Source organism: Mycolicibacterium lutetiense (genome assembly GCF_017876775.1).
Classification (GTDB): domain Bacteria; phylum Actinomycetota; class Actinomycetes; order Mycobacteriales; family Mycobacteriaceae; genus Mycobacterium; species Mycobacterium lutetiense.
The window spans coordinates 1,695,898-1,711,373 of record NZ_JAGIOP010000002.1; the positions used below are offsets into that span (position 1 = coordinate 1,695,898).

Annotated in this window: 14 protein-coding genes; 10 read left to right on the forward strand and 4 right to left on the reverse strand. The window is 65.3% G+C overall.

All coding sequences use genetic code 11. From position 1 onward, the window contains the following. Positions 1–295: 295 nt before the first annotated feature. On the forward strand, positions 296–1,816 hold the full coding sequence (locus JOF57_RS17430; RefSeq protein WP_209918495.1) for a DEAD/DEAH box helicase: 1,521 nt from the start codon (positions 296–298) through the stop codon (positions 1,814–1,816). 27 nt (positions 1,817–1,843) lie between these two features. Then, entirely contained in the window at positions 1,844–3,070 is a 1,227-nt protein-coding gene (locus JOF57_RS17435; RefSeq protein ID WP_209918497.1) for an Rv3212 family protein, read from the forward strand. A 16-nt stretch (positions 3,071–3,086) separates the two neighbouring features. Here JOF57_RS17435 and JOF57_RS17440 read toward each other — a convergent pair whose 3' ends face one another. Beyond that, positions 3,087–3,791 carry a PP2C family protein-serine/threonine phosphatase gene (locus JOF57_RS17440; RefSeq protein WP_209918499.1) on the reverse strand — a complete coding sequence of 235 codons (705 nt, stop codon included), beginning with the start codon at positions 3,789–3,791 and terminating at the stop codon, positions 3,087–3,089. Positions 3,792–3,797: 6 nt separating this feature from the next. Continuing rightward, entirely contained in the window at positions 3,798–4,625 is an 828-nt protein-coding gene (locus tag JOF57_RS17445) for a ParA family protein (protein WP_209918501.1), read from the reverse strand. A 28-nt stretch (positions 4,626–4,653) separates the two neighbouring features. Here JOF57_RS17445 and JOF57_RS17450 point away from each other — a divergent pair, with 28 nt between their 5' ends. From JOF57_RS17450 to JOF57_RS17460, 3 genes are read left to right on the forward strand one after another with little or no spacing between them, the layout of a single operon-like run. Then, complete coding sequence (locus tag JOF57_RS17450; RefSeq protein ID WP_209918503.1) at positions 4,654–5,265, forward strand: acid phosphatase; 612 nt, start codon at positions 4,654–4,656, stop codon at positions 5,263–5,265. Then, positions 5,250–6,347 carry an isochorismate synthase gene (locus JOF57_RS17455; protein ID WP_209918505.1) on the forward strand — a complete coding sequence of 366 codons (1,098 nt, stop codon included), beginning with the start codon at positions 5,250–5,252 and terminating at the stop codon, positions 6,345–6,347. Before JOF57_RS17450 ends, JOF57_RS17455 begins: the two co-directional genes overlap by 16 nt. Beyond that, positions 6,344–6,832 carry a GNAT family N-acetyltransferase gene (locus tag JOF57_RS17460; protein WP_209918507.1) on the forward strand — a complete coding sequence of 163 codons (489 nt, stop codon included), beginning with the start codon at positions 6,344–6,346 and terminating at the stop codon, positions 6,830–6,832. The genes JOF57_RS17455 and JOF57_RS17460 overlap by 4 nt, the downstream gene beginning before the upstream one ends. Here the strand turns inward: JOF57_RS17460 and JOF57_RS17465 are convergent. Then, entirely contained in the window at positions 6,829–7,206 is a 378-nt protein-coding gene (locus JOF57_RS17465) for a hypothetical protein (RefSeq protein WP_209918509.1), read from the reverse strand. The genes JOF57_RS17460 and JOF57_RS17465 overlap by 4 nt on opposite strands. Continuing rightward, positions 7,203–7,643 (reverse strand): type II 3-dehydroquinate dehydratase, encoded by a 441-nt coding sequence (gene aroQ, locus JOF57_RS17470; RefSeq protein WP_209918510.1) that lies wholly within the window; start codon positions 7,641–7,643, stop codon positions 7,203–7,205. The genes JOF57_RS17465 and aroQ overlap by 4 nt, the downstream gene beginning before the upstream one ends. Positions 7,644–7,805: 162 nt before the next feature. Between aroQ and JOF57_RS17475 the strand changes: the two genes are divergently transcribed. The 5 genes from JOF57_RS17475 (at position 7,806) to JOF57_RS17495 (ending at position 14,929) form a co-directional block, all read left to right on the forward strand. Further along, positions 7,806–8,195 carry a YchJ family protein gene (locus tag JOF57_RS17475; RefSeq protein ID WP_209918511.1) on the forward strand — a complete coding sequence of 130 codons (390 nt, stop codon included), beginning with the start codon at positions 7,806–7,808 and terminating at the stop codon, positions 8,193–8,195. A gap of 278 nt (positions 8,196–8,473) precedes the next feature. Then, positions 8,474–9,688, forward strand: a complete 1,215-nt coding sequence (gene cas7g / locus JOF57_RS17480; protein WP_209918512.1) for a type I-G CRISPR-associated RAMP protein Csb1/Cas7g — start codon at positions 8,474–8,476, stop codon at positions 9,686–9,688. A 2-nt stretch (positions 9,689–9,690) separates the two neighbouring features. Continuing rightward, a complete protein-coding gene (gene csb2 / locus JOF57_RS17485) occupies positions 9,691–11,244 on the forward strand; it encodes a type I-G CRISPR-associated protein Csb2 (protein ID WP_209918513.1) in 1,554 nt (517 codons plus the stop codon). Then, positions 11,241–13,916, forward strand: coding sequence for a type I-G CRISPR-associated helicase/endonuclease Cas3g (gene cas3g / locus JOF57_RS17490; RefSeq protein ID WP_209918514.1), 2,676 nt, complete (start codon positions 11,241–11,243; stop codon positions 13,914–13,916). Before csb2 ends, cas3g begins: the two co-directional genes overlap by 4 nt. Then, a complete protein-coding gene (locus JOF57_RS17495) occupies positions 13,913–14,929 on the forward strand; it encodes a hypothetical protein (RefSeq protein ID WP_209918515.1) in 1,017 nt (338 codons plus the stop codon). Before cas3g ends, JOF57_RS17495 begins: the two co-directional genes overlap by 4 nt. Positions 14,930–15,476 lie beyond the last annotated feature (547 nt).

Here is a 15,476-nt window from a genome sequence, read left to right on the forward strand (position 1 = left end):
AAGCCAACTCTAGACGTCACCGGGGCACCGTGATCTGCCGGCAAATCGGCCCAGATCCCGCGACCAGCTACAATGGCAAGCGGTAACGGCTTCGAGCCGACTGTTTGAGCTCCCGAACCGCTACCAGGAAATGTGCGTGCACGCAGTTGGCCCGCCCCTGTGGAGCTGGGCCCAGCAGATCGGCAGCGCCGACGGATACGAACCGTATCCGGGCGAACCCGACTGCTTCATCGTCAAACTCCGTGTGCGCTGGATGCCCATGAGGTTTGACAGTGAAAGGCCAACTCCTCCCACCATGACTCATCTGAATAAGACGTTTGCCGAACTCGGCGTGCGCGAAGAAATCGTCCGCGCGCTGGCCGAGAAGGGCATCGAACACCCCTTCGCCATCCAGGAACTGACCCTTCCGCTGGCACTGGCCGGCGACGACCTGATCGGTCAGGCCCGCACCGGTATGGGCAAGACCTACGCCTTCGGGGTCCCGCTGCTGCACCGCGTCTCCACCGACGAGACCCGCCCCCTCAACGGCACCCCCCGCGCCCTGATCGTCGTGCCCACCCGTGAACTGTGCATCCAGGTCTACAACGACCTTGCCGAAGCCGCTCAATATGTCACGACCAGCACTGACTCCGGCGCCAGCCGCAAATTCTCGGTGACCTCGATCTACGGCGGCCGTCCCTACGAGCCCCAGATCGAGGCGCTGCGCAAGGGCGTCGACGTCGTCGTCGGCACCCCCGGCCGGCTGCTCGACCTGGCCCAGCAGGGGCACCTGCAACTCGGCGGACTGTCCGTGCTGGTGCTCGACGAAGCCGACGAGATGCTGGATCTGGGCTTCCTGCCCGACATCGAACGCATCCTGCGGCTGACCCCCGATGACCGGCAGTCGATGCTGTTCTCGGCCACCATGCCCGATCCGATCATCACGCTGGCCCGCACCTTCATGAACCAGCCGACCCACATCCGGGCCGAAGCCCCGCACTCGGCGGCCACCCACGACACCACCGAACAGTTCGCCTACCGGGCCCACGCCCTGGACAAGTCAGAGCTGGTGAGCCGGATCCTGCAGGCGGACGGCCGCGGCGCCACGATGATCTTCACCCGCACCAAGCGCACCGCGCAGAAGGTGTCCGACGAACTCGCCGAGCGCGGGTTCAAGGTCGACGCCGTACACGGCGACCTGGGTCAGGGTGCCCGCGAGAAGGCCCTCAAGTCGTTCCGCACCGGCGCCGTCGACGTGCTGGTCGCGACGGATGTCGCGGCCCGGGGTATTGACATCGACGACGTCACGCACGTCATCAACTACCAGTGCCCCGAGGACGAGCAGGCCTACGTGCACCGCATCGGCCGCACCGGCCGCGCCGGCAAGACCGGTACCGCAATCACCCTGGTCGACTGGGACGAACTGCCCCGCTGGGAGACGATCGACAAGGCGCTCAACCTGAATTGCCCCGATCCCGCCGAAACCTATTCCAGCTCACCGCATATCTACGAGGAACTGGGCATCCCGACCGATGCCACCGGCCGGATCGGCGAAGCGGTCAAAGCCGCCAAACCCAAGCGCAGCCCCGACGAGAAGCGCATCTCCTCGGCGGACTCCGAGGGTCGGGCGGCCAAGACCAGGACCCGCAGCCGTCGACGTACTCGCGGCGGTGACAACGGCGACGGGCAACCCGAGTCGACTTCCGCTCCGGTGCAGGACAGCGCCGTTACCGCACCGGTGACCGAGTCGGAGGACACCGCGGGCGACGCATCGACCGCTGCTCGTCGCCGCCGCCGGCGCCGTCCCCGGAAGACCGAGACCGCGACCGCCGGCTGACCGGCTCACACCAGACAAGACTGGTCAGTGGTCAAACCCGAACGCCGCACCCGCGGCGATATTGCCGCCGCGGTGGCAATCGTTGCGATCGTCGCGCTGACAGCCGGCCTGATCTGGTGGACCAGTGACGCACGGGCCACCCTCAACCGGCCCGCTGCCGAACCGGTTCCGTACCTGACGCCGGCACGCGAGATACCGGCCGGGCTGCAGCAGCTGTGGGCGGCCTCCAGTCCGAAGACCACCCAGCCCGTGCTCGCCGGCGGCTCGGTGGTGACCGCCGACGGCTCCACTGTCAACGGCCGCGACCCCGTCAGCGGTGCCGTCCTGTGGAGCTATGCCCGCGACCTCGAACTGTGCGGTGTCACGTCGGTGTACCAAGACGCCGTCGCGGTGTATCCCGATATTCGCGGCTGCGGACAGGTCAGCACCATCGACGGTAAGACCGGCACGCGTGGACCTGCCCGCACCGCCTTTGCCGATCCCGAGGTTGCACTGTCGTCCGACGGCTCCACGGTGCTCTCCGCCGGGGACAGCCGGCTCGAGCTGTGGCGCTCGGACATGGTCCGGATGCTCTCCTACGGTGCGCTGGACGCCCGCATCAAGCCCGACGTGCCGGCCTCACCGGTATGCCGCCAGCTGTCGGCTGCCGCGAGTTCCTCGGCGGTATCGGTGCTGGAATCGTGCCCGAAGAGCAAGTTCGTCCGGTTGACGCTGCTGCGTCCGGCCGACGACGAAGACACTCCCGACGTGCGCTACGTCGAACTACAGGACATCACGGACGAATCCGGGGCCAAGGTGATCGCGGTGTCGGGCACCACGACCGCGGTGTACCTACCGACGCCGAGGCCGATGGTCAACGTCATCGACGAGGCCGGAAAGACGCTCGCCAGCCTGCCGCTGGCCAAGCCGGCAGCTCCGCAGTCCACCGCCACCCGCGCCGGGGACCTGATCACCTGGTGGACCGGCGACTCGGTGCTGGTCTTCAGCACCACCGGCGGCTCCGGCCTTCAGTACCGGTTCACCGTTGCCCCGTCCGGGCCACACCTACCTGTCGGACCCGCCACGGTGATGGCCGGTGAGCTGCTGGTTCCGGTCAGCGACGGCTACGACGTCTTCGATCAGGAGACCGGTACCGGCCGGCGCCACATCGCCCTGCCACGCACACCGAGCGTGTCGCCGGTGGTGCCGGCGGTCGCCGGGAACACCGTGCTCGAACAACGCGGCACGCAACTGGTGGCCCTCGGCCCCGCATAAGGCCCCGCGTGACCGCTTACTCGCCGAAATCGATGACGATCACGGTGGTGTTGTCACTGCCGCCTGCGTCGTTGGCGACCTGGACCAGCTGCTGCGCCGCGACCTCGGGTTCGACACCAGCGGCAGCAGTCACGATCTCGGCATCGTCTGCTCCGGCGAACAATCCGTCACTGCTGATCAACAGCCGGTCTCCGGGACGGCATTCCAGATCGAACAAATCGGGCCGGATGACGGGGCCGATACCCAACGCCCGGGTCAGCAGGTGGCGATGCGGGTGGAAGCGGGCTTCCTCGCGGGTGATCTCACCGGTTCGCACCAGCTCGCCGGAGACACTGTGGTCGTTGGTCAGCTGACTCATGGCACCGTCGCGAATCCGGTTCAGCGGCGAATCCCCGATGTTGATGACCAGCGGTCCACCCTGCTCGTCGCTGAAGACCGCGACCACGGTCAACGTGGCACCCGAACTGGTGCCTGATGCGCTGACATGGGCGAAGACCTGGTCGTTGGCCGATTGCACCGCGCCGATCAGCCCGTCGCGGTCGGGTGAGCCGGCGAATTCGGTGGCCAGCACCTCCACCGCGATCCGGCTGGCGTGGTCACCGTCGGGCCCGAAACCATCTGCCACCGCGTACAGAATGCCGTCGACGAGCAGGGAATCCTGGTTGCTCGCCCGCACCGGACCCTGATCGGTGGCCGTTGCGGACCGTGACACCAACGCCATCGCTGCCTACACCACCTCGGGTGCGAAGGTCGGCAGCTTCTTGCCGGACTTCCAATGTTTGAGCAGCGCCTCCGCCAGCTCCCGGTAAGCCAACCCGCCTTTGCTCTTACGGCCGGCCAGCACCGAGGATCCCGATGCGCTGGCCTCGGCGAACCGCACGGTGCGGGGAATCGGCGGGGACAACACCGGCAGTTCGTACCGGTCTGCGACATCCAGCAGCACGTCACGGCTGTGGGTGGTGCGCGAATCGTAGAGCGTCGGGAGCGCGCCCAGCAGCGCCAGCTCGGGATTGGTGATCTGCTGCACGTCGGCGATGGTGCGCAGGAACTGGCCCACACCGCGGTGCGCCAAGGTCTCGCACTGCAACGGCACGATGACCTCGTCCGCGGCCGTCAGGCCGTTGAGCGTCAACACGCCCAGTGACGGCGGGCAGTCGATGATCACCACGTCGAAATCGTCGGAAACCTTGGCCAGGGCCCGCTTGAGCGCATACTCCCGGCCGGCCCGCATCAGCAGCATGGCTTCGGATCCGGCGAGGTCGATGTTGGCGGGCAGCAGCGTCATACCCTCGGCCGTCTCGACCAGCGCCGCTCCCGGCTCGACGTCGCCGAGCAATACCTCGTGTACCGTCACCGGCAGTTTGTCTGGGTCGTGGCCCAATGAAAACGTCAGACAGCCTTGCGGATCCAGATCGACGAGCAGTACCCGCCGCCCCTGCTCGGACATCGCCGCACCCAGCGACGCCACCGTCGTCGTCTTGGCTACCCCACCCTTTTGATTGGCGACCGCTAATACTCGCGTCACACCTTCATCCAAGCACGCTCCCGGCGGCATTGCCGGAACGTGCGGCAGAATCGCCGGTGTGAGCGACCGCCTGCACCGCCTGATCCTGCTCCGCCATGGCGAGACCGAGTGGTCGGCTACCGGCAGGCACACCGGCCGCACCGAGCAGGACCTGACCGAAACCGGACGGGATCAGGCCGTCCTGGCCCGGCCGGCACTTGCCGAACTGCAGTTGACCGACCCACTGGTGATCAGCAGCCCCCGGCGCCGTGCGCTGGACACCGCCGAACTGGCCGGCCTGCACATCGACGAGGTCAACCCCCTGCTGTCCGAGTGGGATTACGGCGACTATGAGGGTCTGACCACGCCTCAGATCCGCCAGGACGTGCCCGATTGGCTGGTGTGGACGCATGGCTGCCCCGGCGGCGAGAGCGTGGCGGCGGTCAGTGCCCGTGCCGATCGGGCGGTGGCGTTGGCGCTGGGACATCTGCCCGCCCGGGACGTCGTGTTCGTCGGGCACGGGCAATTCTCCCGCGCGATGCTGACCCGTTGGGCGGAACTGCCGGTGTCCGAGGGCATCCGGCTGTCGATGGTGCCCGCTTCTCTGGCCGTGTGCGGATTCGAGCATGGCGTGCGCCAGCTCACCGCACTCGGGCTGACCGGTCACCCCAACCCGTGCCTGTCGCAGTGAACCCGTCGTTCGTGTTGGCCGGGCCGAACGGGGCAGTTCTGGCCGAAGGGATACGCGCCGGATTCTCCGACCTCGCCGACGCGCAGGCAGCGCTGCGGTCAGGCACACCAATTGTGTTGGGCGCATTGCCATTCGACCCGGCTGCGCCCGCTGCCCTGTACGAACCCGATACGGTCCGGTTCACCGACGCGCTGCCCGAATGGCCCGTGAATCCACCGCCGGCCGTGGTGGAGCGCGAAACCCTCCCACCGGGTGCGGTACATCGGGAGCGGGTGACCGAGGCGATCCGGCGGCTGCGGGATCCACACATCCCGATCGACAAGGTGGTACTGGCTCGCGCGCTGCGACTGACCGCCGATTCGCCGTGGGACGTGCGGACGGTGCTCCGCCGACTGGCCGACGCCGACCCGGCCGCCACGGTGTACCTGGCGGACCTGACCCCGGCGGGTGGTCCCCACACCGGCACCGCGCTCGTGGGCGCCAGCCCCGAGTTGCTGGTGGCACGCGAGGGCGAAAGGGTGATCTGTCAGCCGTTCGCCGGGTCAGCCCCACGATCGGCCGATCCCGCCGTCGATGCGGCCAACGCCACGGCACTGGCCGCCTCGGCGAAGAACCGTCACGAACATCAGCTCGTGGTCGACATGATGCGCCAGGCACTGGATCCGCTGTGCGTGGACCTGCAGATCGCCGACGAGCCACAGCTGCACGGCACCGACGCGTTGTGGCACCTGAGCACCCCGGTTCTCGGTCGGCTGCGCGAAAAGCACACCACGGCAATCGATCTCGCGCTGGCACTGCACCCGACCCCGGCGGTCGGCGGGGTACCCACCGACCGCGCCGCTACACTGATCGGCGAATTGGAGGGTGACCGCGGTTTCTACGCCGGCGCGGTCGGCTGGTGCGACAGCAGCGGCGACGGCCGCTGGGTGGTGTCGATCCGCTGCGCGGTGTTGTCGGCAGATCGATACACGGCCCTGGCCAGTGCCGGCGGCGGTATCGTCGCCGAGTCCGATCCCGATGACGAAGTTGACGAGACCACGACGAAATTCAGAACCATCCTGACAGGGTTAGGGGCGACATGAGCGAGCTGATCCGCCGGGCGCGGCCCGGTGACGAGGTCGAGATCACCGCGATGATCCGCGAATTGGCCGACTTCGAACGCGCCGCCGATGAGTGCACCGTCACCGAAAAGCAGATGCACACAGCTCTTTTCGGCGAGCGACCGGTGGCGTATGCGCACATGCTGGAGGTCGACGGGCAGGTTGCCGCGACGGCGGTGTGGTTCCTGAACTTCTCCACCTGGGACGGTGTCGCCGGGCTCTACCTGGAGGATCTCTACGTGCGTCCGGCCTTCCGGCGCCGCGGGCTGGCCCGAAAGCTGTTGTCCACCTTGGCCGCCGAATGCGTCGAACAGGGTTACACCCGGATGACCTGGGCAGTGCTGAACTGGAACGTCAACGCCATCGCACTGTACGACGCCGTGGGCGGCGAGCCGCAGACCGACTGGACCACCTACCGGGTATCAGGCCCCGCGCTTTCGGCGCTCGCCGCCGAGCGGGCCGGCTAACTGCGCCCGGTGATCCAGTCCACCGACGACGGGCTGAACAGCAGACCCAGCGTGACCAGGGCGAGCAGTCCGACGAGCGCGCCGTAAACGATGTGGTGTGAGGTGATCACGTACCAGGCCACCGGCAGCAGCAGCAGGTTGGTCAGCACCGCGATCCCCCGGCCCCAACGCCGCGCGGTGATCAACGCCCAGCCGCCGGCGAGCACCCCACCGCCGATCAACACGAACCAGATGGCCGTGCCGTACCCGCTGACGATGTGCTGATCCGCACCGCCCACCGCCCGTGCCAGGAGCACGACGGCCATGATCAGTGCGGCGATTCCCTCGGCGGCGGTCAGAAAACCGGCGTACCGGATGGACGGAGGCTGGATCACGACTGCCGCTCCGCCAGGTAGCGCACCGCGTACTCGTATCCGGCCGGACCCGCGCCGGCGATCACCACCTGCGCGACGGCCGACACATAGGAGTGGTGCCGGAACGCCTCACGGGTGTGGATGTTGCTCAGATGCACCTCGACCACGGGCAGTTCGGCGGCGCTCAGCGCATCGCGGATCGCCACCGAGGTGTGGCTGTAGGCCGCGGGATTGATGATGATGCCGACGCAGTCCTGCCGGGCCACCTGGATGGCGTCGACCAGCTCACCCTCATGGTTGCTCTGCACTGCGCGGACCTCGAAGCCGAACCCGGCGGCCAGCTCGGCCACCCGCTGCTCGATCTGAGCCAGCGTGGTGGACCCGTAGATCTCGGGCTGCCGGGTGCCCAGCAGGTTGAGATTCGGTCCGTTGACGAGCAGTAATCGACGTGCGGTCACGTCCAGTACGGTACCGGCGTGAGGGTTCCCGTAGGCAAGGCACACCGGCGTGCCGATTGCGCGGTTTCGCGATGTCGAGATCGACGCCAGGGTTGTGGTTGGGCAAATTCACCGCCCTCGTGTCGATCTCGGCGTAAAGGACAGGCAGGGATACTTGACCGCGTGTCGAGCGAGAACCTCTGCCCGTGCGGTACCGGTCGGTCCTACGCCGAATGCTGCGGGCCACTGCACGCCGGCTCAGGCCCGGCCTCTACGGCCGTCGCACTCATGCGGTCACGGTTCAGCGCCTTCGCCGTCGGTGCCGCCGGCTACCTGCTGACCTCGTGGCATCCCGACACCCGACCCGCTGAACTGACCCTCGACGACACCATCGCATGGCGGCGGTTGCAGATCGTGGACACCGATGCGGGCGGCGAGGACGACACAACCGGCGTCGTCGAATTCCGCGCCCAGTACATCCATGACGGCAGCCGGCACATCCTCCATGAACGCAGCCGTTTCGAGCGGGTCGGCGGCCAGTGGCACTACCTGGACGGGGAGATTTACGGGTAAAGCCCGACCATTTAGACGTTAGACGGCAACGCCGAGGCCCTGGGCGGACCGTATGACCCGCCCAGGGCAACGAAGCCGACGTAGCGCCGGATTCACCCGTACCCCATCGGGAACATGTCCAAGATCAAACCTCAACCAAGGGACTCGGGCACATTCACGGTACTTGATATTAGATGAGTTACCGGTAAAACCTCTTTGTCATAGCACCTCTGTAAGCTCCCGCCCATCGCTCGCGTTAATAGCTACTCCGCACCACCGACAAGGGGAGAAGAATCACCATGGGCACTCTCGACTTCGACCACCTTCTCGCTGCCTGCCGCCCAGGCGGCGCCGCGACACTGACCTCCGTCACCGACCTGATGGCGGCAGAAGGCACACATGGCGGCATCGCGCCGGCGCGATTCGTGGCGGCCCGCAGTAACGCAAGCACGTATTGCTACGAGCAAAGGTTCATCGACGGCGAGCCCGTGAGCTGCGTCTTGATTGACGGGAAGGCTTCCACCTTGAACCGTTGCGAAGACGAAATCGTGAAGGCGATCTCTGATGGTGCCGGCCCGCTGGCCCTGACACCGCGCATCGTTGTCCGGTATGCGGATGGCACTACAGCGAGCGACCTGCAACTACCTCATCGCCTGTACGACGGCCACATCCGCGCAGGCCACGTCGGCGGGAAAAGCGTTACGGAACACCCGGATTATCGCGGCGCTCGCGACGCGACACCAGCTGACGTCCGGCCCATACTCGAATTGGCCCCTGCCGCGCTTGTGCTCGGTGGCTGGGATTCGACCCGCAAGGCGCGTCAGGGCCGCTATCGCAGCGCGCTGACCGGAGAGATCATTGGTGCGCTCGCCGGCCAGAACGACGGCGATATCAATGCGATCCAAACACCAAAGCGCGGTGGCGCCCGGTCCGATGCCATCGCGCCGAGTGTCCGTCTCACCGGTAAGCAACTCGAGGCGCTACTGGTCGATCAGGAAGCTGAACTGTCGACCAAACTCGCTACCAAGATCCGAGATGAGGTCAAGAAGGCGAAGAACGGCAGGACCTCTGCATCAACGCTTGGGCTTGGGTCCATCCCACCGACCCTCGACAACCTCGGACTGGTGTCCTGCCGGCGCATCATCCGGTCTCACGTGCTGTCATTCGCCGCACTGCGGCAGTTGCGCTTCGGAGCGGGACCGGAAGGTGACGCCGCGTGCCGCGCGCTGCTGGCCGCATTTGCGCTGGCAGGGCTCGCCAGGGCCAACGCCGAACTCAACCTCCGCGCAAATTGCAACCTCCGCGAAGCGGCGGTACCAATCACCGAGTTGGATGCCCGGTACGGCCAGGTGACGTCGCTGGATCCCATCGACATTGCGACGGCTGACGCCCTACTCACCGAGGCGATCAATCACGCGCGCTCTACGGCCGGAATCCGCTGGGAAGGACAGGTCTTCGAAGTGACCGGCAATGAGATCGTCGTGGACAACACCGACGCGGACGCTGAGGAGTAACCGTGCCGATCACCGGAATCCGGGCACGCTTCCCCTTAGGTATCTATGTCGGGCATCGCACTGACGGCTCACCCGACCCACTTCCGTCAACTCTGCGCTTGCACTCCGCCCTGGTAGCAGCGGCCTCAACCGGTAGTTCGGCCACCGCTCAAGGGACCGCACTCGCCCGCACGGCTCCCGCCACGCGCGCTTTGGAGTGGATCGAAGACAACCCGCCGGACTTTGTCGAACTCCCAACGGCGCTCGAAAACCTGCCGGCCAACGAGTTCTCCTACCGCGATGAGGGCGTCGTCGAGAAAGTCGGGAAAGGACCCATCCGCCGAAAGACTCAGCGTGGGGTCGGTACCGGCACCGCCGTGTCCGCCCCCATCGGGTGGGGCTGGGAGACAATCCCCGCGGACGTAGCCAGCACATTGGCCGTGTTGTGCGAGGACGTTCCATGCCTCGGGGAAGCTGATTCCCCTGTGATACTCGAATTCGGCGGGATCACTCCGACTCACTGCCGGTCAAAGCAGACATCTCCATTCGCACGTGTTGGAATCCGGATCACGACCCCCGTCAGCGGTCGCCTCGGAGAACTGGATGGGCTGCACAAGGTGGCACAACCGCCCACGGCACCGTCGGCTTCAAAGGATCGCTGGGCCGCCACGGAACTCCCTACGCCACCACCGATCAGCCATGCCAATGCGCTCGAGGTCGGCTATGACCCGATCGGTGAGCCCTCGCCGCCGCCCACCCCCTGGCGTCACGTCATTCATGTCGGGATCGACGCACCCATCAGCAACGCCGAGCGTGTCAGATGGTCCGTAGCACTGCACCGCGCCATGGTGGCAGCACTCGACAGCGACGCATCGGACTGGATCACCGGACGGTACGACAGCAGTGCCGTCCCGCCGGCGAATCGCGTAGCGATCCAACCCGTTGATGCCGGGGTGATGAGTCTGTCCCAGCATCCTCATCTCGGTGCCGGCATTGCGGTGCTGGTGCCCGACGGCGCTCTGGACATCACTATCCGTGCACTCACCCGCGTGACACGGCTCTATCGACGCGGACATGAGCCAATTCAGCTTGGGCATCGGACCACCATCGAGGCAGCGAACTTCTGGAACACACCCGCACCAGGAATGGCCCGGATCTGGGAAAGTTTGCCAGCCGTGATGCCTGAGACCCGACGGCCGCGGCGAAACCATCGACGTTCGTGGACGCTCGCCGAATCAGCATTGTTGTCAGTGGGTTTCGTGTTCCGTGACGAGCTCCCGCCGGTGACAGCCGAAGTGGCCGAGGAGCGATATGCCGCCATCGTTGACTCAGTTGAAGCGCACGGGGTTATGGCCCTCACCGCATCACCGATACCCGATGCCGACGTACGAAAGTATGCGCACAAGATGCCCCCAGGAGTTGTGGCCCAGCCGTATCGACTGCAATTAGTCGGTGGAAATCTGGTGCCCGAGCGTGCATTAATTGCCGTCGGCCAAAGTCGCCATCTCGGCGGCGGTCTGCTGTGCCCGGTGGACCGCCCGGCCTCGCTCCTAGCATCCTGGAGTGTGGCCAAATGACCGGTCTGAAGATTGACGACTTCGCCGCGTACTTCACTGCGCTGCGCGGCCATCCACCGTTCGCCTGGCAATCGCGTCTGTGTCGAATGATCGCGGAGACCGGTGAATGGCCGGAATCCATCAATGCCCCGACCGGCACCGGCAAGTCAAACGTGGTAGATGTACATGCATTCGTCAATGCCCTCTGCGGCTGGGGCAACGGACCCCGGGTTCCGAGACGGCTCGCAGTCGTCGTCAATCGGCGTGCCCTGGTAGACGCACATGAACAACGCGCGCTAGAACTGTCGGAAAGTCTGAAGTCACCTCATTCGGCCATATTGAGGCAAGTCGCCGAGGGGCTTCGCCGGCTCCAGTACGAATCATCGCCGCCTAACGACGTTCTCGCGTTGGCGACGTTGCGAGGAGGCCTCCTCCCCGACCGCTCCTGGGTCGATGATCCCACTTCATGCACCATCCTCTGCGCCACACCGGACATGTGGGGCAGCCGAATACTGTTCGGCGGCTACGGCGCCTCACCGCAAGCCCATCCTCGAGAGGCTGGGCTGCTCGCATTTGATTCAGTCATGGTGCTTGACGAAGCACATCTGAACACCCAACTCCTGCAAACGGCACGGCGGGTTCGCGAACTGGTGCAGCGATTTCCAACCCCGGCTCCTGCTCTGCAAGTCGTCGCAACAACCGCAACGCCTTTGGACGGCAGGGAACGATCTGTGGGTGTATCCGCGGAGGATGTGGCGACAGACACCAATCTGGCCCGCCGCCTGACCCGTCCGAAACCGGTCACCTATCACGCAACCGAACTGTGGCCAGATAGACGACGAGCCTCGGAGAACTACGTTAGCGAAGTAGCGGACGCCGTTGTCGACATGTGGAATAAAGCCGCCGACGGCACTGTCGGTTGCATCGTCAACTCAGTGGACACCGCGGTCCGGGTGACGAGTGCACTGCGAGCTCGGCTAGCGAGCAAGCCCACTCGTAACCAGGTGCTCACGTGGGTCGGCCCGATGCGTCCACTGGATCTGCTGGCGCAGGTCGAGGCTCACCCGTTCGCCTTTCAGCCGAGCGGCGACGACCAGGTCGGCGTAATCGTCGCAACCCAAACCATAGAGGTGGGTGTGGATATCGACTTCTCCTCCCTCGTCACCGAATTGGCGTCCGGTGCGGCCCTAGCCCAGCGGGCAGGCCGAGTCAACCGCCTCGGATCCCGAGCGGTCGGCCCGATTACTGTCATCGGTCCAGTCGGCGATCCGGTAGCAAGCGGTCCATACGAGGCCGACGAACTAACGACCTCGCGGGAGTGGGTCGTTCGACGGGCTGCGGACACGGATGGATTTGCCTCCAGTGCACTCTCTGCAGATCCACCACCCGCAGCATCCGACCGACGAGACGTATTCGCTCGACTGGAAGCGGGTGACGTCGAGGCGCTCGCAACGACCAGCGAAGACCTCGCTGCCCCGCAGGAGCGGTCCCTGTGGCTCCGCGACGACCTCGAGCCCGAGCATCAGGAAATCGGCATCGCACTGCGTTCAGCACTGCCCGAGAATGACCTGGATTCGCTGGCACTGCTTCAGGCCACCCCACCTGCGGCACGAGAGATCTTTCCGGTGCGAGCGCACCGAGCTTGCGAAATCTGCCGCACGCTAGGGAACTTGGAGTCGCCGCGCGGTCGAGTCTTCGTTTGGCGCGATAACCGCATTGATCAATTGCAGCTCGGAAGCGGCGAGCAACCGAAACCGGGGGACTTGCTGATCCTTGATTCCACTCATCGATTCGTCCGCGAGCACACGATTGTCGACTATGACGACGGCGATGAGGTGCAATCCACCGTGTGGGGTGCGATCGACGCCGACGGGCGGGAAGTGGAGGTTATCTGGCGCTCCGACAATCCGGAGTTGTTCGACCAGATCGACGACATCCTCACCGACCCCGAGTATTCGGATGCCGTCCAACAATTGGTGACCGAGACATTCGGAGCCCCCAACCAGGTGACTGTCGGGCGACCGTATGAAGGCGACGAAGATGGTGAAGTGCCGTGGCTTGTCCTCAGGCCGCTCCGAGTCGTCAAGGACGACGAAGAGACCCGCCAAACGTGGGGCGGTGCACAACCCGTGACGCTCGACGATCATTCCCTTGCCGTCGCGCGGCGAGCCCGATCTCTGGCATTGCACCTCGCCCTATCCGACAACGAGGTCACAGCACTCGAGCTCGCCGGACTTCATCACGACGCGGGCAAGCGAGATCGCAGATTTCAACTCGTCCTCGGTACACAGCCGGGAAGCACTCCACGGGCGAAGAGTGGTGGCGCGTCGAGTCGAAGCGCACAACTCAAGAAGGCGCAGACCGGCCTGCCGTCCGGCTGGCGACATGAGCAGTTGTCCGTAGTTCTCGCACACGATTACCTCGTCGACCATGACCGAGTACAGCGCGACTTAGTCCTCCGACTGGTCGGTACGAGCCACGGACGCGGACGTTGCGGGTTTCCGCATAACGCAACGCAACTCGTCGACCCAGAGGATCCCGCACTGATGACCACCGCTAACGAGTACTTCGACCACGGCGCGTGGGAGGCACTTATAGAAGCGACACACCGAGACTTCGGACCGTGGGGATGCGCGCACTACGAGGCCCTGCTGCGGGCCGCAGACTGCATGGTGTCAAAGGAGGGGTCGTGACCGACTTCATTCTGGGTTCCGACCACACTCGCGCACTCGATCACTTCGCGGGCTACGGCCTCAGTGCCATCCTCGAACAAGCCGGAGAGCCCGATGTCCGGCTCCGCTGGTCGGACGATCCCCATCCCAAGCTGACACTCAGCGGGCTTCAATCAACGCCCGACAGGGTTGCCGCGTTGGTGCACACTCACGCAATCGAACACTGCACCGCAGAGTCCTGGGTACAACAGATCACGACCGTGAGACGTGGGTCCAAATCTTCTGAGGTTGGCCTCTTCAGTCCGCGGATCGCCGCACCTGCTGACGCATCCGCCTGGAAGGAGCTATACACCAGCAGACTCAACGCGCTTGATGCCGACACCAACCAAGGATGGCTGGATTCGCTGATGATCCAGGCGCTCGGGGAGCCCGCGCACTGGTTATTGCGCACCCAGCTGTCCGAACCCGATCGGGGTGCCTCCCGGTGGGAGATGAAAACGCGCAACAAAGGTGAGGATTTCACACGAAACCGGCTGGCCCTGCTCGCAAAAGCAGTGTCGTCCAGGACCACTGACGATGTTCTTGCTGGACTCGACGGCAGCTGTGTCATCGACGAGACCGGAAGGAACAAGGCCGACTCCCGATCCGGCACGGGCTTAGTATCCCCTCGGCCCGTTGACAACGCACTTGCCTGGTGCGCGCTCTGGGGTATTTCCGCATTCCGCATCACGCACCGTATAGGCCGCCAATCATTCACCCCTGGCGCCTATCCGCAGACTCGAGTACATCCCGAGCAAATGGTGCTGCCCGTCGTGACCTCACCCACTTCGCCAGCGAAACTCCGCAGAATTCTCCGCTCACACGCATTCGATGCCGCGGCCTTCGGCGTGCTCGAATCGGCCGACCGAGCCGTCGGCCGAGAAGCACTGCGCGCATCAGGCGTGACCGTGCTGGTGCGATTTGCCGTGCGTGTTGCGGGAAGCACCTCGGCCCCTGAAAGACAGGTGCTCGCTGGTGTCTTCGATCTTCTGTGAGCGCTGACGCCGTGGACCGCATTCAGATACCAATCCGCTTGGTACGCAACGTTCCTGGTCGATGCTGTATCGTTGGCAGGGTTCCCGCTGCGGCTTCGGTTGCAGCGCTTTCATTGAGGCGGTTTCGGGTCGACGATGAGGTCACGGTCAGAGAATGTGGCCCGCCGCGGCTTCGGCCGCGGTGCTTTCATTGAGGCTTGTCGTGAGTGACGATGGTGTCGTGACCCTTGGCCTGCCGCGGCTTCGGCTGCGGCGCTTTCATTGAGGATTGCCGATGTATGTCGGTCCGGACAGGACGGGCACCACCCGCCGCGGCTTCGGCTGCGGCGTTTTCATTGAGGCCGGCCATACACCTCGCCCAGTTAGGCTCGTGCTCGTGCCCGCTGCGGCTTCGGCTGCAGCGCTTTCATTGAGGCACCACAGCGTCGCATTCGCGGCAGCACCACGTGGTGTGCCCGCCGCAGCTTCGGCCGCGGCGCTTTCATTGAGGCACCGTGACCAGCGAGCCCAGGACGCCGACGTTCTTCCCGCTGCGGCTTCAGCTGTA

Bases quoted from the DNA above. Each gene is read 5' to 3' on its own strand.
- cas3g (WP_209918514.1), top strand. From the start codon at position 11,241: ATGACCGGTCTGAAGATTGACGACTTCGCCGCGTACTTCACTGCGCTG.
- JOF57_RS17430 (WP_209918495.1), top strand. From the start codon at position 296: ATGACTCATCTGAATAAGACGTTTGCCGAACTCGGCGTGCGCGAAGAA.
- JOF57_RS17460 (WP_209918507.1), top strand. From the start codon at position 6,344: ATGAGCGAGCTGATCCGCCGGGCGCGGCCCGGTGACGAGGTCGAGATC.
- cas7g (WP_209918512.1), top strand. From the start codon at position 8,474: ATGGGCACTCTCGACTTCGACCACCTTCTCGCTGCCTGCCGCCCAGGC.
- JOF57_RS17440 (WP_209918499.1), bottom strand. From the start codon at position 3,791: ATGGCGTTGGTGTCACGGTCCGCAACGGCCACCGATCAGGGTCCGGTG.
- JOF57_RS17445 (WP_209918501.1), bottom strand. From the start codon at position 4,625: ATGCCGCCGGGAGCGTGCTTGGATGAAGGTGTGACGCGAGTATTAGCG.